The organism is Curtobacterium sp. Arg-1 (assembly GCF_025643395.1).
GTDB lineage: Bacteria > Actinomycetota > Actinomycetes > Actinomycetales > Microbacteriaceae > Curtobacterium > Curtobacterium poinsettiae.
Window position 1 is genome coordinate 2,313,060 of sequence record NZ_CP095731.1, and the last position, 24,006, is coordinate 2,337,065.

The window sequence follows — 24,006 nt, forward strand, 5'->3', positions numbered from 1 at the left end:
ACGCCCGTCACCCCGTGACGGCGCGGCCTGGAGGCCCGAGGCGACTCCCCGACACCTGTCGCGGTGGGAAGATGGGGACGACATGACGACACCTGCGCACTCGACCCGGACCATCAACCTCGAGGGCGCGGCCCGCGCCGCGATCGCCGGTGGCGCACCGCTCGCGCTGCTCATCGCCCTCGGGATGCCCGGGTACGCCGCCTTCGCCATGTTCGCCGGGTTCACCGCCATCTTCGGTGCGACCGAGCCCTACCGGCAGCGTGCCGTCACCACCGGCGTCGCGGGTGCACTGCAGACGCTCTGCATGTTCGCCGGCGTCGGGGTCGGGCTCGTCGGGTCGCCGCTCTGGCTGCAGGCCGTGGGTCTCGTCGTCGTCCTGGTGGTCGCGGTCTGCACCCTCTCCGCGCTCCGGGCGATCCCCGCTCAGCCGATCTTCCCGGTGTTCGCGTTCGTCGTGTCCGCACTCGTCCCGATGCGTCCGGCGGACGTCCCGCTCGTCGCGACGATCATCGTGTGCTCGGTGGTCTGGGCCTGGCTCGTCGCGATGTCCGGTTCGGTGCTCCGCCGGGTGCTCCACCCGCACGCCCCGCACCGGTTCCGCCCGCTGGCCGACCGCAAGCACCGCTCGCTCGCGGTCCTCGGGACCCCGGCCCTGTGGGAGACCGTCGGGCTCAACGTCGTCGGGTCACTCGTCGCCGGTGCGGTCGCGGAGTCGATCCCCGGACTCGGCCACCCGTACTGGGCCGTCATCGCGGTGGTGTCGACGCTGCCGGCGATCCGGCAGCGGCACACCGTCGTCCGCGCCGGGCAGCGTGTGGTCGGCACGATCGGGGGCACCGTGGTCGCGGTCGGCGTCCTGCTGCTCGAACCGTCGGCGTGGTGGATCGTCGTGCTGGCCGTCGTCGGGCAGTTCTTCGCCGAGATCTTCGTCGCCCGGAACTACGCCGTGTGCCTGCTGTTCCTCACCCCGCTTGCGTTGGCGGTCTCGTGGCTGAGCCTGCCCGAGGCGCCCCAGCTGCTCGCGCTCGACCGGATCGCGCAGACCGTGCTCGGTGCCGTGGTCAGCGTGGGGCTGCTGCTCGTCGGGCGTGCGATCGAGCGCCGGCGCGGCCGTGCCCTCGGTGCGACGAGCGCGATCCGCACGGTCTGACGCACCCGGTCGTTCCGGGCGTTCCTGGTCATTCCTTCCGACCAGGGATGCCCGATTCCGCCTGCCATCGCGCGTGACAGGGGAAGGAACGGGCGCGGACGACGGACGGGAGGCCCGTGGCGGGGCCGCCACGGGCCTCCCGTCCGTCCGTGGTCACGACCACCGCGCCCTGCGAAAGCGACAGATCGCTGCGGAACAACCGCGGAAGTCTGTCGCTCTCGCGGACGGGACCGCACCGGGTGCCGCGGGTCTGTCGCTTTCGTGAGCACCGCACGCCCCACCAGCGCGTCAGTCGCGCGGCTGGATGTTCCAGGCGTCGATGACGGGGCGGCCGTGCTCGTAGCCCAGGACGCTGACCGAGGCGGTGCCGAGCTTCAGCACGGCACCGTCCTGCGGTGCGAGCCGGATCCACGCGGCGCCGAGCGCCCGCAGCACGTGGCCGTGCGCGATGAACACGGCGTCGTGGCCCTCGGCGAGCACCGGACGGGCACGGTTCAGGATGCGCTCGACGCGGACCCGGACCTCGGCGGCGTTCTCACCGGGCGTGTCGCCGGCGGGGACCCCGTCGGTCCACAGGTCCCACGGTCCGTGGCGCAGCACCTTGATCTGCGGGGTGGTGAGGCCCTCGTACGCGCCGTAGTCCCACTCGTACAGGTCCTCGTCGAGCTCCGGCTCGACGCCGATCAGGTGTGCGGTGTCGCGGGCGCGCTGCAGCGGGCTCGACAGCGCCAGCGCGAACGACCGGTCCCCGAGGTACCGGCCTGCGCGCTTCGCCTGCTCGACGCCGTTGTCGGTGAGCGGGATGTCGGTGCGGCCGGTGTGTTGCCCGCTCTTCGACCACTCCGTCTCTCCGTGACGGACGAGGACGAGTTCGCCGGGGCGTTCCGAGGTCATGAGTTCCTTCCGATCCAAAGGCCGAGCGCAGCTGCGCCGACTGAGACGACGAGCATCCCGAGGCCGTTCAGGACGGCGAGCCGGGTCTTGCCGGATCGGAGGAGCTGTACGGTCTCGACGCTCGCCGTCGAGAACGTCGTGTACCCACCCATCATGCCCGTCCCGAGCACCGCGACCGTCGAGGCGGGGATGGTGCCGGCCTGTCCGAGGCCCGTCAGCACGCCGAGCAGGAGCGACCCGGACACGTTGATGAGCAGCGTGCCGACCGGGAACCCGGCGAACCGCGAACGGGCCACGCGGCCCTTGACGAGCCCGTCGAGCACGAAGCGCAGCGCGGCGCCTGCTCCCCCGCCGACCGCGACGAGGAGCAGTTCGACGGGGCTCATCGGGCATCCTGCAGCGGTTCGGGGCGGGTGCGGGGCCGGGTGGCCGCGGCGACCCAGAGACCGAGGACGACCGCGGCGAGTCCGAGCACGACCGACAGCAGGGCGTACCCGCTGCCGGCCGTCCACCGGCCGAGGTCGAGCAGCTGCGCGGTGTCGTCCGCGAGCGTGCTGTAGGTCGTGAAGCCGCCCAGGACGCCGGTGCCGACGAACAGCCGGGCCGCACGACGACGACCGACGTCGGCGCCGCGGCGTGCGAGCGCGTCGAGCAGGAACCCGAGGCAGAACGCCCCGACGACGTTGATCGCCAGGATGGTCCAGCTGATGCCGTCGTGTGCGGGGAACGCCGCAGCGAGCAGTGCGCGGACGGTGGTCCCGATCGCGCCGCCGAGGGCGACCAGGGCGATGAAGCCCCATCGCAGGTGTGGTGGGCGCTCATCGGTCATCGGTACTCCTATCGCCGAGCACGCCGGATCGTCTCCGCGCGTGCGGTGTTCGGGATAGGGACCGTTGGCGGCTGGTGCGCGGTTGGGTCCGGCAGGCCCCACTGCCGGGTCTGGCGACGTCGACAGCGTACCGCCCCACCCGCGGCGCCCGCGATCGCCCGCACCTGGACGGTCTGTGGATGCGCACATGTGCCGAGCCGGGTCGACACCGCCTGTCGGAGGGGACGACGAAACCCCCGCAGAGCAGGAGCTCGACGGGGGTTTCGTGTGCTGGTGGGTGCTTGTCAAAACCCGAACTGGCGCGTATTGGCACGGATCGGCGATCCGCTTTCGGGCCCGTATGTACAACGCGACCCTCAGCGCTTGTACACATCGTAACTTTCCCCAGGTCAGGGCCCGGTGTTCGCCGCCGACCTCGCATATCGGGGCAGGTATTCACGGCGCGCCACAGGCCGGGAGTTCACAGCTCTGGCTGCGGCGTCGGGAGGGGGCCTCGGCACGCGTCGTCCGGGGCCCGGCAGCCCGTTCGCGATTGCGCAACTCCCAGCTTGCATCCACCCTCGCGTTGTCGACCTTTCGACCGGTCAGGTGCGCAGCATCGTGCCGACGAACGGAGCGACCGCCGTGTCGCACAAGTGACTCGACAAGTGCGCTTCCAGTCAGCCGATGTCGCGCTCCTCCGCACAGGCGTGCTCGGCGCATTCACCGCGTAAAGCAGCCTCGCTTCCAATGCTTTCGACCTCTCTTGCGGCACAAATAGCCCGGCACCCGTGGTGCTCGTCGCAGCACCGCTATATCAGCAGGGTTGGCCGCGGCCGCTATCCGGGAGCGCTCGCGCAGGCAAACATGATCGGACGGCTCATGGTCACTGTCCCGCCGGCGGCGACACCGAAAGATGCGCGGGGTTCGGTATCGCAGCGGACCGTTGACGATGGCAGCGAACTTGGCCAGACACGTAATCTTGACGCCATCCGCCGCGGCCGTGAGACGAAGGAACAGTTTTGACGTACGCCCCCTCGCCCTTTTCGGGCGATCCGATCGATCAGGCGGCATCAGAGGACCGCGACGCCCCTACACCGCCTCCACGATTGGATCCGTTCGACCCGCTGCCGCTCGGTCAGCTTGAGTGGCCCCGCTTCGAGCAGCTGCTGGTCGACGTCCTGGAGGGCGTCGAGGGCCTCAGCAACGTGCGCCCGTACGGTCGATCCGGCCAGAGCCAGGCCGGGTTGGACATCATCGGCGAGCGTGCGGACGGTTCGGTCGTCGGGGTGCAATGCAAGCGGTACCAGACCTTCTCCCCATCGCAGCTCGCAGACGCGGTGACGACGTTCGTGAACGCGGAGCGTCCGTTCCCAGTCGCGAAGTTTGTCATCGCGACCAGCAGCGCGACGGTGGACAAAGCGCTCGACGACGAGCGGCTGCGCCAGCAGCAGCGTATGCCGGACGTGCCGCTTGAAGTGTGGGGGGTTGAGCGGATCTCGCGGATGCTGCGTAGGGCCCCAGCGACGGTTCGTCGATACTTCGGTGAGCCAACCGTGCAAGCGTTCTGCGACCCGACCGTGTCGGCGCACCCGGTCCCCTACCCCGACGTCGACTCGGTGCAGCTCAGCGATGCCCTGTCACGGACACCGGAAGTTGAAACGGGCGCCAAGGCGCTATTCGACCAGGCGGCATCTCTGCCCGCCGCGGAGGCATTGCCGCTCGTCGAGGAAGCGCAGCAGCGACTCCAAAGCGCCGGTTTCGCGGTGTACTCGGCCGCACACGAGGCGGAGCGGAGTCGATTGCTCATGGAGCTGGACCGCGGTGACGAGGCCGGATCCCGCATCGTGGCGGCCCTCTGGAGCGCTGTGGACGGCGGCAGCGTCAGCCGACTCGGCACCATCCACGCTTCCCTCCACGGTGTCGCCGAGGATCGACCGTCAGCGCACATCCGCTCGCTGCTCACTCTCGTCAGCGCAGTGCAGCGTCTCATCGACGGCCCTGGAGCGCTACCGGCTGACGACGAACTGACGGTAGGGCCGATGTTCGACCGAGCCCGCCTGGTGCTCCTCGCTGCGGAGGTGGCCTTCGCGGCGGACGATGTCGACTGGATCGCTGGGCATCTCGACGTCGTGAGCGCGCACGTCGAGGAGCTGCGTGAGTATCCGCTGCTCCGGCTCCGCCTGAGGCTACTCATCGCCGAGGTCACCGAGGACTGGGTGGACCTGCTCCATGAGGCACGCACGCATCGCTCGGACGGTGGCCTCGACGGCGCCGCGCTCACCCTTGCCCGATGCGCACGCCACGTCGCGCTTCGCGAACGCTTCCGAGAAGCGGACGCCCTATGGGAGGAGGCCGCGATCAAGGCAACTTTGACTAAGCGTTGGCGTGATGCGGCGGCGTGGACGTTCAGCCGCCGCAGCTACCGGCTGTACTGGTCAGTGGGCACGGTCAACACGCTGCTCTCTCTGCAACAGACGTTCCGGTCCCAAGGCGACGCTGCGCGAATCGTTCCCGGTGATGACGAGGCGATCGAGGCGGCGCTGCGGATGCTGCGCGAAGACACTGTCGGGGCGGCCCGGCGTGGGCTGACGAGCGCGCGGCAGGCGTTGCGAGACGCGATGGTCCGCGGCTATTGGGGGCAGGAAGCCGAGGCGCGGCTCATTCTCGGCGACCTGCTCGCCAAGCTCGACGACCGCGAAGGCGCCGCCCATCAGTATGCGGTCGCCGCGAACAGCGCGGGCAAGAAACTGCTCAACGCGTCGCCCGACGCGTTCATCGACAATCTGTCTGACCTCACCAGCGGCAACTACTGGACGAGGGGGACTGCGTTGCAACTCCTCGCCACTGAAGCCGACATGATCCCGGACGATCGGGTTCCGACCGTGATCGCAGCGATCGAGGCGGCGATAGCGCGCGCGGACGCTGGTGCGCCCGATCAGCCAGCATTCGCGTTCTCCCACTACAACGGGGCTGTCGCCGCGTTGGCGGGGATCGCCGAGCGGTTGCCGGCCGAGTTCGCCTCCCGGATGCTTCGGCACTTCATGGACCAGCCACCTCTCGACGCAAACAGCTACCGCTTCCACGACGAGAATGAGGCGCGCGCCGTCGCGGGCATCGCGCAATCTCACCCAGCCTTGGCTTCCGACGCCATCGCACACCTCGTCCGGCTACTGGCGAGATCGCAGCCGGCACGGAATGACCAGACCTACCGAACTCTCGACGAGTTGCGGTCCATCTCGGAGCCGCTCCTACGCGACCTTGCAGGCGGCGGCGACCGGTGGGCTCGCGACTTCCTCGCCGGCGCCAGCGATCCCCACGTGGCCGACGCCGATGCATCGGCGGCGATGGAGCGACTCAGCACGCCGCTAAAATTCAGTCCGGGCGTGACGACGGTCGGCACGCGTGCTCCCGAAGATGCAGTGCTTGCGCTGGGGCGTCCGAAACCCGAGATCGACGCCGCGTGTCAGGAACTCGTGGCCCGCGGCAGCGACCAACGAGTTGCCTGGATGGACCGAGTCGATTACTTGCGCGCTGCTATCACCCTCGCACCAGGGCTCTCCGAGACGTCATGTTCCGCCCTCTTGCCAAAGGCGGAGCTGCTCGCAGTGGCACCTACCCCGACCGATGAGTCCGCCGGTCCGTTCGCATCGCCCGACTCGGTGACCGTCGACCGCTCTGGGCGCGTGCGCCTCGAAGCGATCCACCTTGCCGCGATGCTGGCACGATCGGACGTGGATCGCGCGCGTCTGAGGAGCATTGCCCTCGGCTTCGTCCGCGGGCAGAATTCCGATCGACAGGCCGTCCGAGCGTTGGACGTGCTCGGCAATCTCACCGAAGCCGACGTGGCGTTCCTCTCCGGACAAGGGGAATACGCGCGGGCGCGAGCGGCGATGGCGTGGGCAGACCAAGTGCAAGCGAATCCAGAGAGTCCCCTCGCACACCTCGGCGTCCGACTTGCCGTCGATCCACACCCGCTGGTCCGGCGCAGCCTCGCGAGGCAAGTGGCCGAGATCGTTGCGCCCGTAGCGGCCGTAGCTGAAGTCGGCCAACGGCTAGCCGACGATCCTCGGTTCAGTGTCCGGCGACTGATTGCACCGTGATCGTCGGTCTGACCACCGCGGCGCTCAAAAGCTGCCGCAGACCATGGCCCGGTAACTGGCTCCACAGCGGGGCGAGCGCTTCGAATCGGACTGCCGTTCGAATATTCGAGGTCTTGATGTTATGATAGAGCCATGCCTTCAGATCTTGCCGACCGCGCAGCACTCCTGCGCACCCTTCGGCTCGCCCATGGGCTGACTCAGGTCGACCTCGCTCAGGTGACCGGTGTCTCTCAAGCGGCCCTCTCGAAGGCGGAGCGGGGTCGCGAAGACCTTGAGGCTGACCGGTGGGCGACATTGGAGCGTGCCCTCGCCGTGCCCGCCGGGACACTCATTGATGCTCCTGGGCTCCCCACGGACGCACGCATCTTCCACCGCCGACAGAAAACCACCCCCGAAACGGCACTGAAGCGAGTGCGAGCCGAACTGGATCTGGTGAGCCTTCGGATGGGTGGGCTCCTTGGTGAGTCCGTTCCCCCGCTCCAGCTTCGTCGTCACCCGGTTCCGGACGACGGGTTCGACACCCCCGCCGATATCGCTGCGATGGTGCGCCGCGACCTCAACCTCCCCGACGGTCCGATCCTGGATCTCGTTGCCGTTGCTGAGGACGCTGGCATCGTCATTGTCACCGCCGATCTCGACTCCGTGCAGGTCGACGCGATCGCGGGATGGCCGGAACAAGCGTCGCCTATCATCCTCGTCTCTCGGCACGCATCCGCGGAACGACAACGTTTCACAGTCGCGCATGAACTGGGGCACGCGGTCATGCATTCTGCGGAACCGTCGCCGTCGCACGAGCACGAGGCAGATGCGTTCGCGAGTGCGTTCTTGATACCCGCGTCTTCCTTCCGCAACGACTGGGCCGGTTCCGACCTCGATGCGCTGCTGCGTCTGAAGCGGCATTGGCGTGTGTCGCTCGCCGCGGTGATCCGACGCGCGTTCGACCTCGACCTGATTAGTGACCGCGAGTACCGATCGCTGAACGTCACCCTGGCGACGACTGGGATGCGGCGACGTGAGCCGGAGCCGCTGCCCGTGGAGAAACCGCACATGCTTCGACGCGTAGTTGACGATGCCTTGAAGCGCGGCGCGACCTTGTCCCAACTTGCCCACAACGCCTACATGCTTGAACCCGAGTTCCGCGCCACCTTCCTGGAGGAGCAGGCCGATGCCTAACCAGTACAGCGTGATCAGCAACCAGAATCTCCGCTCTGCCATCCCGGCGCCGGCGTCACCTCGTCGAGTCGAAGTCGGTAGGGCGCGAGACCTCCTGCGAGGCCGTCAGCTCTTCATTCTCGGTGAGGACGTCGTCGAGGCCGCACCGTGGGTGAACACACCGTGCACCGGTATCGTCACAACCGGCGCGTACGGACCGCGGCAGGCACGGCAGCTGAAGGACGCACACCCCGATCAGGCACTGATCGTCGAGCCGTCGCGCATCGAGGGCGAACATGGCTACTGGGCCACGCCAGAAGATCCCTTCTTCCTTGGGAACTCGGACATGCTCATCCGCCCCACTCTCGGCGACGCACTGGACGAGCTGCGTGCCGCCCACAGCATGATCGCGATCACGCCGACCGGACAGATGCGCGCCGGAGACACAGAAGCACTCAAGGCTGCCCTGGCCCTCTCAAACGACATCGACCGTGAAGACACCGCGTTCTTGATCCCTATCGGCGGGAAAGTGCTCGATCGGGACGACACGGTCCAGCAGCTGATCGCGGTCATCAATCGCAGTCGTCACCCCGTCCTGCTCGCCCTGTCTTCGGACACGAACCCGGTGCACAACGACCGCCGCCGACGCGCCTACCGCCGCGTCTTCCAGGAAGCGACGAACATGGTCATCCCCTGGCGCACAGACATCAGCGGGTTCGACGCCCGCGCGTACGGCGCGGCTGGGATGGCGATCGGCGTCATCCCCTCGAAGCGGCGATTGACACCGGTCGGTAGGACCGGCGGACAGTCCGCAGACCCGTCCGACAAGGCCCCTCACATGTTCATCGGCGACCTGCTCCGGTTCGTTCGATCGACCGAACTGCGCCGGCACTGGTTTGTCGATGTCGAGAGCATCAGCTGCACGTGTGGAATCTGCGAGGGTCAACCAATCGACCGGCTCTTCCACAGTGACGAAGACCGGCTGATCGGACACCTCCACAACGCGTTGGACCTTCAGCGGCTGCACGCGCAGACTCTCGAGTTCATCGACGCCGATTTGCCGACCTGGTGGGCCGCGCAAGCAGCTGCGGCACTGGATGCGTACGCGCAGCTGCAATCACACCTGGGTCGTGCCGTCACGATTCCTGATGACGTCACGTTCTGGAGCCAGCGTTGAAGTGGTTGTCTTAGACGCCTCTAGCTGTGCCGTGGGTGCCGGATGGCGTGGGCGAACTGTCGGTACACCGTCTCCGCCACGAGCCAGCGAGACGTGGTGAATCGTCGCGGGGCGTAGTCGGCCGCTTCGACGACGTCACGGTAGCCAAGCGATTCCTGAATCGTGAGCCCAATGCCGTAGTAGCTTGCTTCGGTCGCCGCCGCCTGCTCGTTCCGAAGCGGGGTCGTCATCACGATGCGGCGCCGCCCGTAACCGTTCCACAGATGCGCTGTGCGGATCGCCCGGGCCCAGCGTGAGGCACTGATACGTATCTCAACGATGCGCACAGGGACGTCTGCCAGCCGCTGCCCCCAGACATCACCGTCCGGATCGGTCACAAGCTCGACTACTCCCTCGCGAGTGCTCGCGAGCTGCGCTGCCGAGTCCAGGAAACGCGAAGGTACCGCCGAAAGGTCGTGCATTGGCAGAGCCAGCAGCGTCGCGAGGTCCCGTTCGTCCTCAATCGCGGTCAGACCTACCCGCTCACGCCGCTTGTGCTCCGCCGCGTCGACGGCGTACATGATCGTCACCTCGGAGCCGAGGACAGACGCCGTGTGACGGCAAAGAATCTCGCCTGGGTGAAGCATCTCCGCGTCCTGGAGAGACACCGTTTCCAGCTGCACGATGTTCACCTCTCAGCCTCAAACGACGCGGTCGACAGCGCGATGGCAGCCTCCCAAAACGGATGCCCTTCCGCGCGACGATACCGTTGCGGCTCAGTGCGCGTACCGCGTTCCAGTCGGTCCAGCAACCGCACCGCCTCCAGGTCGACGATCACGCGTCGCACAGCGGGCTGTGTCAGTTTAAGGTCCGCTTGCAGGACAGTCGCATCGGTCTCCGCGGGCCCCTGGCCGATGGCAGTTGCTACACGCAAGAAGTGCACATCGTTGAACAAGGTCTTCGACCACGTTCGTGCGGTTGCTGCGTCTCGCTGTGACATGCCCTCATTGTAATACGAAAAACGTTTTTCGATTTCCGAACGATGCCGGTGACTCTTCGGAGGCGTCCGCCGCTCTCCCTCACCATGCACGAGGGCGCCGGCGAACTCGTGCGCGACACCTCGGACCGCCACAGCCGTCAGTGTCGGTGTCGGTGTCGGTCCCCAGGTTGCTTCGCGACGCTTACCGCGAGGATCCTCGATCGGAATGCGCTCCGGCCATGGGCTTAGTTCCGGTGCCGCCTCCTTGCTGAGCGCCCTCGTCAGTTCCGCGGTTGGGCTGCGCTCTGACTCGTCCGGCGCACCTCGCCCGCGCGCCTCGCCAAGCAGGTAGTCACGTAGCTCAACGACCTACTCGGCAGCCCGACGAACCGGCCGTCGTCGGCAGACCGTCAGGGCTCACCCTCGCAGAGCTATTGACTCACCGTTGTTGACCGCAACACCGTGAATCGGCGAGTTCGTCTGCGAGAGCGGACGGGCCCTGCACCAAGTCACCCCGGACGGATGAGAAGCCCCGGCCCGGACGCAGACGCCGTGTCCTCGCACGCCCGTGGTGGCGCTGTCCTTTCCGGGAAGCGACTTCGAAGCGATGTGGGCGACTGCTCCTGGAGGCCCTTGCCAAAGCCAGCTACTGACCGCCAGGGGCTTACGGCGACACAGGCCGCGCTCATCCTCGACCGCGATCATTCACGACGTGCTCAACTAAGAGCGCTGGGACAAGGACGAAGCCGTCTGCAGGGGTGGTCAGCTTGAGCGAGGGACTTCTTCCAAGGACCCTGCCACGAACGGCCCGGCCCTCAGCTCAGATGGCTTCACTCGCCCAGGACACGTCTCCGGGCAGGTAAAGGCTTCACCGTGTTGAACGCCTCTCGCCGCCGACGCCTTCTACAGGTAGGGTTGCCAACGCTGAACGCCTAACCGCGCGCGACCAGCCGAGCGAGCTTATGGGGGAAAGATGCAGTTCCGCTACGAGGATGGATCAGTCGTTCCCACGAACGAAACCGACGTACTGTTCGTCCGGCCCCTGAGGTGGAACGACTGGTGGCAATGGAAAACTTCCTTCTACGTCACCTACGTGGACCCCGACGGCACCAAAATTGATATCGGCGGAGTCAAGATAGCCAAAACCGACCAGGAATACGTACGCTCTACTCTTACAAACGGTGATCGAACTGAGCTCAAGTCTCGCTTCACCACCCTTAACTCTAGCTACTTATCAGTCGGCCAGGATGAGTCGTATTATCGTAATTTGCATTCCGCACTAGGCTCTGAGCGATTCCACCAGGTGCTAGGCGACCTCAAAGATATCGCATACAGACCGACTCTACTTGATAAGTACCGCGCAACGCCAGTTGTTCAAGAATCACTGCTGCGCGACGTTCCGGAGACTTCCGTCAGAGGAGTTTTCCGACGGATCATTGATGGGGTCGCTGCAGCAGCAACTTACCAGTTCAAATACACTCGCCCGAGTGCAGCACCATCATGGCTGGCGAATCCCCTCGAATTGGACTTCGAAGTTCGCCCGGAATCGAAGCCGCCAACAAACGTTCACGTGCTCATCGGACGCAATGGATCTGGCAAAACGACCTTGCTGAGTTCACTAACTCGCGTACTGCTCGGCATTGGCAACAAGATGGATGGTGAGGTTGTTGGTGCGGATGGGCAGCCGCCGCAACTGGCCAACCTTGTCCACATCGGATTCAGCGCCTTCGACGTAGTTGACGTACCGGTTCGCGACGATCCGCGCGCTTACAACATCGCGTATTCGTACGTAGGTCTTCATTATATTGGGAGTAAACGAAAAAGCGCGGCCGACTTTGATCACGGAGACACCGAAGACCTACGCCAATCGAAACGAACTCGTCCTGCAGAGGATCTCAATCGAGCATTCTCGGAAAGCGCTTGGCGCGTCATTGGAGCCAAATCGCGAGATCTCTGGCGTGACGCGCTCGGCAATCTCGAGTCCGATCCGAATTTCGCGGACGCACAAGTGAGCGCACTAGCCGACTATTCACTGGATGATGGAGAGCGAGCGTTCAAGGCTGACGCAAGCGAACTTTTCGGACAATTGAGTTCGGGGCACAAGATCGTGCTTTTGAGCGTCACGAGATTGGTTCAAACCGTCACTGAGCAATCTATCGTACTCATCGACGAGCCCGAAGGGCACCTGCACCCACCACTACTCGCAGCATTTATTCGCACCCTCTCGGATCTGATGCAGGTGCGCAACGGTATGGCGATCATCGCAACGCATTCACCGGTAATTCTCCAGGAAGTGCCCCGCAAATGTGTCTGGCGGGTTGGCAGAAATGGGAACATACAAACAGCCGACCGGCCAGATCGCGAGACATTCGGCGAGAACGTCGGAGTTTTGACCAGCACAGTCTTCGGGCTCGAAGTGACCGCATCCGGTTTCAACAAAATGTTGATCGACGAAGCTCTTACCCTTGGGTCCTATGACGCGGTAGTTCAAGCGTTCCACGACGAGCTTGGCTTTGAAGCTCGCGCTCTGCTCCGTGCTTGGTTCGCGAATCGTGTAGAACGATGAGGCGGCAGGAACCCCCGATTTTCCGGACAGAGCACGTCATCAGTGCTCTTGGCAATGGCGCACGGCTCAATCGGGTCAAGAAGGTAGCCGATGCCGTCATTGCGGGCGAGGTCGAGTATTTAGAGCGTGCGGCGCGGCTGGAGTTGAGCGCCACCGACATCCATCATTCGGAAATAACATCGCAAGTTGAAAGCGACATCGAGCACGTGTACGACAGTGCGATGTCGAACAAGAAGGGATCAGCGCGGACCTTCTATAACTTATTGCGTACCGTTCCCTATAACAAATGTCTAATCTGCGTTGCCCGCGACGCTGGGGCTCTTGATCACTATCTGCCCCGAGAGCGCTGGCCTCGTTTGGCGATCGTCCCGGCCAACCTGGTAGCCATTTGCGACGAATGCAATCGGCTGAAGGGGTCAAAGTGGGGGGATACCCCGGAGACGCAATATCTGCACCCGTATTTCGATGACCTGGGGACCGGAGCCTGGCTGCGAGCTGAGGTCTTGGAAGAGCCGCTTGCGCCGCTAATCTGGTCCGTGCAACGCCCGTCTGATTGGGACGATTCGACCTACGAGAAGGTGGAAAAACACTTCGAACGATTCGAGTTAGCCGAACTGTATGCACAACATTCAGCATCACTCTTGGCTTCTCTACGTCCTCGGATGATCGAGATCTATCAGGCCGGCGGTGCGGGCTCCCTGAAGGAAGACATTCTAGGGCATGCACGGAGCTTCCGGATATCAGCCGTGGACTATTGGTCAGCGAGTGCAATGCAGGCTTGGGGAGAAAGCGATTGGTTCTGTAACGGCGAGTGGGATACGGCATTCCACGAGCCCGTTACACCGGCAGATTCAGGTGCTGTGGCATAAGCATCAGGCTGTCTGGCTTCCATCCACGTGATGATCATTGGCGTTAGGCAGGCCGCAGTTCGACCTTCCAAACCATAGAAATTATAGGGGTTGGTGAGTTATGAAGGTCGTGGTCATTTTCGGTCGGTGCAGAACGGCGCGGCTCAGCGCTGGTAGAGACATCGCATGGGCATGCTGCTCGTAGCTGCTGAGCAAGCTGCTTGTCGACAGCTCGGTTCGCCGAGCAGATCTCTAGCGACCTCGGTCGCCGCAACTACATGCACGATGGTCCCGTGGATACGCGCCAAAGGTCGCCAATAGCTGCATCCGTTGCTTAAGCGGCGTGACGCCGTCGCATGAGCGCGGCGTCGCTCCCGCAGATTAGGCATCAACGCGACTCCGTCCGAGGAACCCAGGGAGGTGTTTGTCGGCAGGACGGGCATGGGACCTCGGCGATATCCCGGGAAGCGTTGCACCAGGTACATGTGTATGTCAGCGCGCTCGAAGCGTCCCCGTCCGCGTGATAGCGCACGGTAGCGTCGGTGTCGAGCTGCAGCTGCGCGGACGCGGCCGCGTAGTCGCCGGTTAGTTGCTCCGCTATCACGGCAAGCGCTGACCGGTGCGCGCTGCTGCCTGCAAGAGCTTCGTGAACGGCTGCAGACTCGCGCTCGGTGTTGGCTAGGACAGCGAGATACGAATAATACTGACCGGTCCACGATGGATGCGGAGGCAGGCGTGCGACACCCTCGGCGACCGGCGGAAGCTTCGCGTTTAGCACCAGCAACAGGGCCTGCTTCACGATCCACAGCGACTCGGACGTAAACGCCTCCACCAGTGCTACAGCGAGGTCGGCGGAAATCTGCTGGGCGCCGGAGATCGGAGTGAGGCTAGGAACGACCGCCAGGCTCGTAAACTCCGCCGCCTCATCCGCTGATGCCAGGACCGCGGCAGCTTCGGCCGAGACGTAGTGGCGGTTCAAGGTATGCGCGTCAATCACAGCCTCAAACCAGGTCGTGACGACGCGCGGATCCTCCTTAGCAGCGGCCCGCCACTCGGGAATCGATTCGTCCCCCCATCCGATGGCCTCGAGCAGCTTCAGCAGTTCGCGCATTCGCCACCGTTCAACGGGGCTCTCCGCCGGCGTGGCGTGACCGAGCGACACAACGACGCGGAGCAACCATCCCAGGCCGTGGAAGTCTTCAAACGCTTCCTGAAGCAACCGCACGATCGGAACGATTTGGGGTGGCGCGGGGTCGGTGTACCCCAAGTCTGTGAGGCGGCCACGAACGGTGTCATACGTCTTCATTGACAGCTGCTTCGCCATCGCGAACAGCGCGTCAGCCGCTCCTTCCCGCAGCTCGCCCAGGTGATCGACTGCAAGTTCAAGGATCTCGTCGACTCCCGAAACATACTGTTCCTTGCGATCGATTATCAGCACACCGTTCGTGGACTGCGAAGATACTGCTGGCATTGGTCGAGGTCCAAAGACGAGGCTCTCCAACGAGTTCCGCTCGTCATCGGTCAACAAGCGGCTGTGCTTGTGCGCGTGACGAAGGCCCGCGAGCAAGTTGACGAGTGCGCGCCGCGAGTCGGACAGGTCTAGCGCCGCGATCTGTTCGTCGCGAACCGTTGCGAGTTTTTCCGGAAGGTCAGCGCGTACCAGCGCAAGCACGCACCGCCACCCGTCCCCATCGGTGCGGCTTTGCGACCTCGCGATCCACGACGTCACACCGTGGTCCGCTTCGATCGGAGGAAGCTTGTTGCGTGCCCCAGCAGCAAGCGCGTGAATAATCCTGCGGGTAAGGGCGTCGTCTGCGGAACCCCAGGTGGGCCAAAGGTCGGCGATCCATTGCACAGCTTGAAGTCGTCCCATGGACTGATCGTCGCGCTCCGCGACCCCGACGAGCAGCTCGCGCAGAGTCTCATCCTTTTCGGTGGCGAGTTGCACGATGTTCTTCGAGTCTGCATCCTCCACCGCCGCGCTCACCCATGTCTGCTTTTCGGGCATCGGACATGTCTGAAGCCAGGTGACGGTTGCAAGCTCCGCGAACTGTCGATTCCGAGCGAACAGTTCATCGCCTTCGGAGACAAACACCCCGACGCGCTCATCCCAAAAGTGGACAATTTCGGCAGCGAGCTTCGCGCACAGACGCTCTGGATGTCCCCACCCCGTCAGTGTCGCCGCCACGGCCTTAGATGCAACCTCGATGCGCACCCGCGGGCTATCCGTGAGGAGGCGTCCGATCGCCACGAACCCGTCGGTAAGCATGTCACTGCGCAAGGCCAAGTCGAAATCGTCACGGCCTGCGGTTCTCTTAATCTCCCATCGCTCCACACTGTCGGAAATGACGTCTTGCAGCAGCTCTGCCGAGGAGGACGTAGCCGGTCGATCGCTCCCGATGCGGACCGTGGCGAGGCTGGCAAGCAGCGGGATTTTCCAGATGTCAGAGACAGAGTGGGAGGCGCTGGCGAGAAGGAGTTCGCGGCCAGTGAGCCACGCGTCGCGTTGCGTGTCGGGTTGGTCGGCTGCGAGTGCCACTAGCAACGCCCGCAATGAAACGTCGAGCCGTTGTGGAGGCTGCAAGCGCAGCACCGGGAGATCGAGGACTCGCAGCGCGTCGGCAGCGCTCGGGCGGGTCGACACGATGAACCCAACGTCGGTGGGCAGCTCGTCAAGGACCGCTTTCAGCCCTACCGCGACGGCACCTCGACGCTCTCGGGCTTCGTCGAGGCCGTCGACAATCAGGACGGCTTCGCCCCGTAGCACCGCATCGTGCAGCACTCGCACCATCACCTCCGCCGAGACGCTCGCTGCGGTCTCCGCCGGTTTTCGCAGCAGCGCCGAGAGCGTGATGTTTGTGCTGATGGCGGCAGCGAGCACGTCCTCTCGGAGATTGATGGCGATTGGCAACGGGGCTTCTGGATCCGCTGCCATCCGTGCCGCGATTTGCCGCAATGCTTCCGACTTGCCGACGCCGGGGTGCCCTGTGAGGCAGAACCGGTCATTCCGGCGCGCAACGTTCCACAGGTCGCTCGACGACTCCATGTCATGGCTCGTCACGTGCGGGCTGGTGGGTACGACAGTCCAGGAGTCAAGCAGCTTGTTGACCTGCACTGAGCCGACCCCAGGAGCGAGGAGCGACATGTCAAGTCGATCGAGCTTTGACGCGACCGCCGCTCGGTACGCCGTCAACGCTGCATGCTCCGCGGCTTCCTGGTTCCCTGGCGTTCCGTCGAGGTTGCGGATTACGTCGATGTCAGCGGCTGCGATCGCCCTGATCCAGTCCGCCGGCCCCGTCCACTCCTGACGGGCCGCGGCCTCTTGCATGAACGTCCGCAGTGCTCGGAACGCGGCGGGCGCCGACCGGTGAGAGACAATCGTGTCCGCGAGCAACGCCACAGCATTGTCGTGCTGCGCGTCCCCGTCCGCTTCCACCGCGCATTGCAGTAGCTGCACATGCGGAAGCAGCGTCGCCGCGTCGCCACCCCGCTGCGTCAATACCGCCGCGAACTTGTCGACGTCGGCCTGCGCCACCTTCCCAAGGTCGACTCGACGTCTGGAGACGCTTCGGTCGATCTTTGGCTGAAGGTTGCGCAGGATGCCCCTTAGCTCCCTCGACACCAAGGCGACGCGATCGTCCGGTTTCAGCGCTTGAGCGATCCATTGGTCGACCGCGTCCCGAAGCGCCTTATCGTTGCCGGCAACCCGTTTGCTTTGTATGAACCACGTCGCTCCCGATGCCATCTGGCATTCGATGTCATCCACGGCCGCACCCGATTCGAGGTGCAGCCCGACCGGCACTGAGTCGGGCCTGCCAGCGACATCCCTACCGACCAACCCGTGCACCGCCAACCACGCTGCAACGCCGGCACGGTGGATGCTGCCCAACTCGTCGGAGGCACCGCCGCTGCTGCTCCGTTGCGTCATTGAGTTCCTCCAGTTCCGTCGCAAGCTTCGCAACACGGCGAAGCTCCGGGACAGAACTCAGTATCGCAATGTCTAGCAGGCGCCCGTTAACGAGTCAGTGGATGCACCGCACCGCCCCCGCTCGCGTCTCACGGTAGCCATCGGAACCCACGCCCCCGGTAGAGCGGACTCTGCATCGCCGATGACAGGCTCGGTCTTGGGCCTCCTGACGAGCTGCTTCGGCCATCCCTTCCAGGGCAAGTACCGCTGTGACCAACGCCCCCGACACGAGCTGTTGAGTGGGTGCGGCTACGCGGACAACGCAATGAGTGACGAGCATTTGAGTTGCGGCGGTAGCCCCCAGCTCCGTCAGGGTCGTCACGCCCGGAAACAGCGGCAGCGACCCTCACTTGACGCTTCAAGTTGGCGCCAGCACCGTCCGCACCTGGCGGGCGCGCAGCTCCCGCCAGCCTGCGCCACCCATCCGCCAGCGGCAGCTATGAGGTCATCGCGTAGGCGCCGACCCTCGGAAGCGTCGAGACCGTCTTCCTCCGCGAGCTGAGCGAGGTGCGTGTCAAGTCGGGCCCCGTTCAATGGATGATGCGTCCAAATAGCGTCACGGAGGAGCGATGCGACGACGTCCTGGTCGAGGCCTTGCCTCAGACCATCGACGAGGGATGCCTCAACGGATCGATACGGGAAGTCACCGAATCGCCACACCGTGTCCTCCGGGGGCGTGATCACGTCAGGCTGAAGCGACACGAAGTCAGACGTGACTGTCGGCAGGCTCACACCAGGAGGGATGGAGAGGACCGTGTCGATCGGCGCGTAGCCGAAGCCCCACCGATCGTAGGCCGGTCCGCCGCCCAGCACCGGCGTCGGCGCTGGTTCATGTTGGTGTTTCACCCACCGTTCCGTGAGCGTCCTTGCCGGGTCGGTGAGGAGCCAGAGGGCTTCCGCTTCCTTGATCGGCGAGACGCTGGTTACCACTGCAGCGTGCGCCCATACACCCGGTAGAACCGGGTGTAGGTCGCCCGTCGAAGTCATCCTGCGAAGGGTCTGTTTCGTGGATCTGGTGCCATGGTGTGCCGCGATCTGCGCCGCGACCACCAGGCCGTGTTGCGCCGCGCAGAAGCGAAGGATGCTGTGTCGGGCGGTGGCGTCCATGAGCGGAAGAATACGCACAAGAACGTCTCGCTGGAATCACTCGCGGCTAGATGCGTACTTTACTCGCTGAGTCGGGAACAATGCATGATATTGACGTGACGGTTCGCCGAGGTGGTGACTGCGCGTATTCTTGTCGCACTTTTCTTCAAGCTTGCTGATGAGCATTGAGGTTGCTTTCGTCACTACCTTAGAGTCTAGCGCAAGATGAGAGGCGACCTGGCGATGACGCGGATGAGCGAAGACGAAGCGCGCGCGATTCGAGAGGGCCCGGCGAAGGCGATAACCGCGGGATGACATACAGCGAGACCGAACTTGAGAGGTGGGATCAGCAGCTCCGCCGTGCCCGAGCGCTTCCACTGCCTGACACGCTGACGCCCGCAGAACGCGACGTGTGGCCAACGGCCGATGGTCTGCCCTCTCACGACCTGAGCGTGGCGGGTGAGACACGCATCGCCGTCGCCGGGGATTGGGAATCGCAGGATCGCACCGTATTTCCCTTGCTCCGCCGCCTGAAAGCAGCGGCGCCGGACATCCGCACCATCGTGCAGCTCGGCGACCTGCAATGGCGACCGCCAATTGCACCTGCGAAGCGGAGCCGCCTCCAGGGTCAGAACTTCGTGCAGAGACTCGACCAAGAACTTCAAGCGAACGACATCGACCGCGTTATCGTGATTCCTGGCAACCACGACTGGTGGGAACGTCTACACACTGAGTTCAGTGCCCACCCCGACCGATTCCTCCGCGCCGGACAACGCATCTGGCTTGCGCCCCGCGGCAAGCGGTTCCAACTCGCAAACCATTCCTACCTGTGCATGGGTGGTGCCGCATCCCTCGAACGAGACGGCGGCCCATACGAGACACCGACCGAGGCAGACATCGACCATGCCATAAGTGGCGGATCCACGGACGTGCTGCTCACGCACGAGGCGGTGAACGCTGGAATCGGAGCAGTCGAGGACGCCATCAGGGCTCCTTCAACCTTCACCGCACACCGGCGGCACCGGTCACGCATCTCCCGGGCGAGGGTCACGCGTCTGTGGAGTGCGCTCCAGCCTGGGCTGACGTTTCATGGGCACATGCACGTTGCGGGGTCGGCTGTGCGGTCTGACGGCCGAGTGGTCCACAGCCTGAACCTGGTCCGCCAGCCCCGACATGTTGCCATCCTCACCCTCGCCGATCTCGGCGTGACGTGGCTGGACGACCTCTAGACGCTAGTAGCTCTCCGCCGTCCGACGCCCGCGAGTGCCACGCCGAGCAGCGGTCCACCTCACGTCGGCCTGAAATTTGACAGCGGGCGTGGGGCAAGTCAGCCTGAGGCGGAGCAGCTAGAAGAAATTTTTTGGCAAATCGTGCCGGCTTTCAATCGATCGCTCGATCCGCAGCAGCAAGCCGATCGGGGCGCTTGACGCCCCTCAGGACGCGCGGGAACGGTCAGTTCCGGCATACAGTACACATTTTGCACCCGTTGTCAACGCCACGATGATCTCCCTAACGACCTTACGAGGCTGAAGGGAGTCACGCCGGTGACGACGACGCTGCAAGCGGCCACAGAACGGCTGACCCGCGAACAGGTAGTTCTTCTCGCGGAGGAACAGGAGCGCTGCGCATCCGCTGGCGCCTACCCCTTCGAAATCGACTGGGTGCAGGTTCGCGATGCCATTCCGGGCGCAGCACCCCGGTCCCGGCACGCCCTCCGAGCGGCAGGCGTTCAAAACCTCGCCAACGAAGTCGCGCAGGCCGTTGAGGACGGCGTTCGCACTCCCCAGCAGATCACCGCGACGCTGCGCGCCCGATTCGGCGACGCGCTGCAAACGGACCAGATCCACCGCGCCCTCTACAAGCTTGTCCGCCAGGGCCTCGTCGTCCGGGTCGGACCTGCCCAGTACGAACCGACGAAGGGATAACCACGAACCCATGACCACCCGCCATTGTGCGGGGTGCGCGAAACAACAACCTCAACGACTGTGTCGGAGGCGGGCATGCGAAAGCCTCTCCGACTGGGTTACCGCCCATGGTGTCGAGAGAGGCTTTCAAAGGTCCTGGAACGGGATCTATCACCATCGTAGCGGTCGCACGCTCCGCTGGCAACGCTCGGCGAACACTTCAGCGCGCCCATTTCACCGCACCGCCATCGCCCGTCATACCCGAGCCCCGAATGCCACGAAGAGGGCACCAGGGCTGGGTACCGCATGAGCGCCCGGAAGCAGGGCGCATCGGTCACGCGGCAACCCGTCGCACGCCGGATCAACGGTGTGCTCTGCCGCACCGGCCTCGACGCGATCAACGCATGGCACCCGGAGAAGAAGCGCGCCGCGTTCTGGCGTCAGCACGCCGAGTTCATCCGCGCCGCGGCAGCGAAGGTTGCCTCCGAGTCCCCGCTGTCCGGCCAGAACCAAGTCCTCGCACTCGAAGCATTCGTCCGTTGGGCTGTTGAGTCGCACGTGTCCCTCGACACGGAAGTTCTCTTCCACCCGGACACCGTCGAACGCTACGCACTCCACGGTATGAGGCACCTGTCCCAGACCAGCCGCACCACCCGACGGTCCGTCATCGGAAAGATCGCAGCCGCGAACACCCGACGGGCGCCATGGTCTCCCCCTCCGAAGCGAATGGGCCGCCACGCCATCCCCGTCCCGTACACGGAACGGGACGTCGAGCTGCTGCTGCGCGCCGGACGCGAACAGCCCTTCCAACGGCGGCAACGTTCCGTCCTCGGGATGATCTACCTCTGCGCCGGCGCAGGCGTCTCCCCATCCGACGTTGTCCGCGTCCGCGGTGTCGATGTCATTGAAGACGACGGGTACGTGCGTGTCCGTGTCGGCGGGAAACACCCCCGCATCGTCACCGTCCGCGACCAGTTTGCGGCACCGCTGGTCGAACTCGCCCGCGATGCCGGCGACACATGGCTGCTCGGCGCGAACGTCGACCCCGACGGCAAGAGCCCACTCGAAGTGCATCTACACGGCATCCGCAAACCCCACTGGATGCCCAAGCTGTCGAGCCACCGACTCCGCTACACGTGGATGGTCGCAGTCCTCGATGACGGCATCCCTTTCGCCGACTTCATGGACGCCGCCGGCCTCACCACAGCCTCACAACTCGGTGAACTGCTGCCACTCCTCAACCGCCACGACACGAATGCCACCAACGCTCTGATGGCGGGCCGCCATGGCTAACGCGCAGAATCGCCGCCAGCCCCTGTCTACAACGTCAGCGATCCGCCTCGCCATCAAATGGGTTGATCGCAGCGGCCTTGTTCCCTTCCTCAACCAGCACCTCGTCAAGCGCACCGGCCGGCCCCTCACCCTCAGCTGGCGGGCGGTGCTCTACACCTACTGCGCGTACCTCCTCGCGAACCGGACCGCGGAATTCGTCCTCGCCGACCTCGACGAATGGGCGGACAGTCTCACCCATGGCCAACGACTCAACCTGCTCCTCCCCGGCAAACGGCAGGACTACCGCACCCTGCAACGCGCACTGCAACGCATCGGTGGTCTGTTTGACGAGCACACTGGCCTCTGCGTGAACCAACGCACCGGCGAACTGATGTCTACCATGACCATCGACGCGTTCAGCAACCGTCTCATCCAAGCCGCACTCCCCGACTGGCTGCCCACGCCCCGCACCGTCGCCATCGACGGCGTCGACCATGAGACCTGGGCTCGACGCCAATCCCAAGTCAAACTCGCCGACGTCGACCAGGACAACATCCCAGCCGACGCCAAAGCATCCCAGAAAACCCGACGCGAGTACGTCAACAACAAGTACGGACTCCCCCGACTCGGCCCGGACGAACGTCTCCAGCACTCACTCGACCCCACCGCACGAGAAGGTCACAGAACCGTCAACAACGGAGTCGGCAGCAGCGGCATGTACCTCGGACACGAAGTTCACGACGCCGTCCTCACCCGCGAACTCGACGGCCCCATCGTCCCCCACGTCGCCCTCGGCGCGGTCCTCACCCCAGCAGGCAGCAATCGCGCAGCCGGCGGCCTCACACTCATCGACCAGCTCGCCGTCCGACCCGACATGCTGCTCGCAGACCGCGGTTACACCTACCACCGATACGAGAATTGGGGCTCCAAGCTCCACGCGCGAGGCATCAGACAACAGTTCGACCTTCACCCAAGGCAACGCCGCGTCGAATCCGGCCCCGTACCCGGCACGCTCCAGATCGACGGCGCGTTCTACTCCGATGCCCTCCCCGAAGAACTCCGCGACCTCCCCACCCGCAACTGGCGCTCCACCATGGAAGCGAAAGTCGCCCTCAGCAAACGGTACGAAGAACGACGCCCGTACGAGTACCGTCCCTTCTCACACAAAGCGAACGGCAAGTACCGCATGCGCGGCCCCGCATGGACCGGACAAGTCCGCTGCGTCAACCACCCCGAGTCCATGCGCGGCAGCCTCAACCGCCCCACAACCAACTGCCGCCGCGGCACAAAATGCGGCTGCGACGGCACCTTCACCATCGACCCCAACACGTGGGAATCTCGGCCCGACATCGCATGGCGCGAACTCCAACAGCCGACCTACGGGACGGCCGAACACGCCAAGAGCTACTTCCGGCGCGTCGCCGTCGAGTCCTTCCACGCAGAACTCAAGACCCACCGCGGCAAACTCGGCCGCTACTTCACCCGCATCTTCGGCAAGAACCGCAACAGCATCGCCATCGCCATCCTTATCGGCGCCGTCAACATCCGCATCATCCGCGACGGCTACGCCATCCATGACCCCTTCGCTCCACTGGACGGCGCCCTCCCCGACTACATCCCAAGCCGCACGGTAGCCCCCAAGCTCGACGACGTCGAAGTAGACGAACCACCACCAGAAGAGCAGCCGCTACCCCGCGCCGCGTAGGCCACGACACCCGACCACCCGCACACCAGCACAAACAGCCCTGCCCGGAAACACTCCGCGCAGGGCTTCTTCACGTCCTGCGACGTGATCAGCGCCCATCGCAGCCCGAGAAAGCGCCTCGCCCGCCATCGCCACACCGAGCCGGGTGTCCAGAAACCGCAAAACTCCCGCTAGGCGAGTGCCTAGCGGGAGTTTTGACGTCCTGACTGTCGAGTTTTGACAATCACTCCTGGTGACCCCAGCGGGATTCGAACCCGCGTTACCGCCGTGAGAGGGCAGCGTACTAGGCCGCTATACGATGGGGCCGCGGCTGTTGTCGGACTCGGAGCATGTCACCTGTGGTGACCCCAGCGGGATTCGAACCCGCGTTACCGCCGTGAGAGGGCAGCGTACTAGGCCGCTATACGATGGGGCCG

16 protein-coding genes and 2 tRNA genes are annotated in these 24,006 nt (G+C 64.7%); 10 read left to right on the forward strand and 8 right to left on the reverse strand.

Going from position 1 to position 24,006, the window contains the following annotated elements:
* Positions 1 to 82 precede the first annotated feature (82 nt).
* Positions 83 to 1,150 carry an FUSC family protein gene (locus MXD64_RS11000; protein ID WP_042539685.1) on the forward strand — a complete coding sequence of 356 codons (1,068 nt, stop codon included), beginning with the start codon at positions 83 to 85 and terminating at the stop codon, positions 1,148 to 1,150.
* Between the two features lie 288 nt (positions 1,151 to 1,438).
* Here the strand turns inward: MXD64_RS11000 and MXD64_RS11005 are convergent, their stop codons facing one another.
* Genes MXD64_RS11005 through MXD64_RS11015 form a run of 3 tightly spaced genes read right to left on the reverse strand, consistent with a single transcriptional unit; the run spans position 1,439 to position 2,873 of the window.
* A complete protein-coding gene (locus MXD64_RS11005) occupies positions 1,439 to 2,044 on the reverse strand; it encodes a histidine phosphatase family protein (RefSeq protein ID WP_017887138.1) in 606 nt (201 codons plus the stop codon).
* A complete protein-coding gene (crcB, locus tag MXD64_RS11010) occupies positions 2,041 to 2,430 on the reverse strand; it encodes a fluoride efflux transporter CrcB (protein WP_042539687.1) in 390 nt (129 codons plus the stop codon). Before crcB ends, MXD64_RS11005 begins: the two co-directional genes overlap by 4 nt.
* On the reverse strand, positions 2,427 to 2,873 hold the full coding sequence (locus MXD64_RS11015) for a fluoride efflux transporter FluC (protein ID WP_017887136.1): 447 nt from the start codon (positions 2,871 to 2,873) through the stop codon (positions 2,427 to 2,429). The genes crcB and MXD64_RS11015 overlap by 4 nt, the downstream gene beginning before the upstream one ends.
* A gap of 1,088 nt (positions 2,874 to 3,961) precedes the next feature.
* Here MXD64_RS11015 and MXD64_RS11020 point away from each other — a divergent pair.
* From MXD64_RS11020 to MXD64_RS11030, 3 genes are all read left to right on the forward strand, one after another.
* The gene (locus MXD64_RS11020; protein ID WP_263136419.1) at positions 3,962 to 6,955 is read left to right on the forward strand and encodes a restriction endonuclease; all 2,994 of its coding nucleotides are present in this window, start codon (positions 3,962 to 3,964) and stop codon (positions 6,953 to 6,955) included.
* A gap of 132 nt (positions 6,956 to 7,087) precedes the next feature.
* Positions 7,088 to 8,128, forward strand: a complete 1,041-nt coding sequence (locus MXD64_RS11025) for a helix-turn-helix domain-containing protein (protein ID WP_263136420.1) — start codon at positions 7,088 to 7,090, stop codon at positions 8,126 to 8,128.
* Positions 8,121 to 9,284 carry a hypothetical protein gene (locus MXD64_RS11030; protein WP_263136421.1) on the forward strand — a complete coding sequence of 388 codons (1,164 nt, stop codon included), beginning with the start codon at positions 8,121 to 8,123 and terminating at the stop codon, positions 9,282 to 9,284. Before MXD64_RS11025 ends, MXD64_RS11030 begins: the two co-directional genes overlap by 8 nt.
* A gap of 20 nt (positions 9,285 to 9,304) precedes the next feature.
* Here the strand turns inward: MXD64_RS11030 and MXD64_RS11035 are convergent, their stop codons facing one another.
* Together MXD64_RS11035 and MXD64_RS11040 are read right to left on the reverse strand one after the other, a co-directional pair.
* Positions 9,305 to 9,955 (reverse strand): hypothetical protein, encoded by a 651-nt coding sequence (locus tag MXD64_RS11035; protein ID WP_263136422.1) that lies wholly within the window; start codon positions 9,953 to 9,955, stop codon positions 9,305 to 9,307.
* Entirely contained in the window at positions 9,952 to 10,263 is a 312-nt protein-coding gene (locus tag MXD64_RS11040; RefSeq protein ID WP_263136423.1) for a hypothetical protein, read from the reverse strand. The genes MXD64_RS11035 and MXD64_RS11040 overlap by 4 nt, the downstream gene beginning before the upstream one ends.
* A gap of 952 nt (positions 10,264 to 11,215) precedes the next feature.
* Here MXD64_RS11040 and MXD64_RS11045 point away from each other — a divergent pair.
* Complete coding sequence (locus tag MXD64_RS11045) at positions 11,216 to 12,808, forward strand: AAA family ATPase (RefSeq protein WP_263136424.1); 1,593 nt, start codon at positions 11,216 to 11,218, stop codon at positions 12,806 to 12,808.
* The gene (locus tag MXD64_RS11050; RefSeq protein WP_263136425.1) at positions 12,805 to 13,677 is read left to right on the forward strand and encodes a hypothetical protein; all 873 of its coding nucleotides are present in this window, start codon (positions 12,805 to 12,807) and stop codon (positions 13,675 to 13,677) included. The genes MXD64_RS11045 and MXD64_RS11050 overlap by 4 nt, the downstream gene beginning before the upstream one ends.
* A gap of 367 nt (positions 13,678 to 14,044) precedes the next feature.
* Here the strand turns inward: MXD64_RS11050 and MXD64_RS11055 are convergent, their stop codons facing one another.
* Entirely contained in the window at positions 14,045 to 17,422 is a 3,378-nt protein-coding gene (locus tag MXD64_RS11055) for an NACHT domain-containing protein (protein ID WP_263136426.1), read from the reverse strand.
* A 1,598-nt stretch (positions 17,423 to 19,020) separates the two neighbouring features.
* Here MXD64_RS11055 and MXD64_RS11060 point away from each other — a divergent pair.
* From MXD64_RS11060 to MXD64_RS11075, 4 genes are all read left to right on the forward strand, one after another.
* The gene (locus tag MXD64_RS11060) at positions 19,021 to 19,938 is read left to right on the forward strand and encodes a metallophosphoesterase family protein (protein WP_263136427.1); all 918 of its coding nucleotides are present in this window, start codon (positions 19,021 to 19,023) and stop codon (positions 19,936 to 19,938) included.
* 315 nt (positions 19,939 to 20,253) lie between these two features.
* Positions 20,254 to 20,634 (forward strand): hypothetical protein, encoded by a 381-nt coding sequence (locus MXD64_RS11065; RefSeq protein WP_263136428.1) that lies wholly within the window; start codon positions 20,254 to 20,256, stop codon positions 20,632 to 20,634.
* A gap of 285 nt (positions 20,635 to 20,919) precedes the next feature.
* Positions 20,920 to 21,906: a hypothetical protein gene (locus MXD64_RS11070; protein ID WP_263136429.1), complete on the forward strand. Its 987-nt coding sequence runs from the start codon at positions 20,920 to 20,922 to the stop codon at positions 21,904 to 21,906.
* Positions 21,899 to 23,590, forward strand: a complete 1,692-nt coding sequence (locus MXD64_RS11075; protein ID WP_263136430.1) for a hypothetical protein — start codon at positions 21,899 to 21,901, stop codon at positions 23,588 to 23,590. The genes MXD64_RS11070 and MXD64_RS11075 overlap by 8 nt, the downstream gene beginning before the upstream one ends.
* A 230-nt stretch (positions 23,591 to 23,820) precedes the next feature.
* Here the strand turns inward: MXD64_RS11075 and MXD64_RS11080 are convergent.
* Positions 23,821 to 23,896, reverse strand: a tRNA-Glu gene (locus MXD64_RS11080).
* A 33-nt stretch (positions 23,897 to 23,929) separates the two neighbouring features.
* Positions 23,930 to 24,005 (reverse strand) — tRNA-Glu (locus MXD64_RS11085).
* Between the last annotated feature and the right edge of the window lies 1 nt (position 24,006).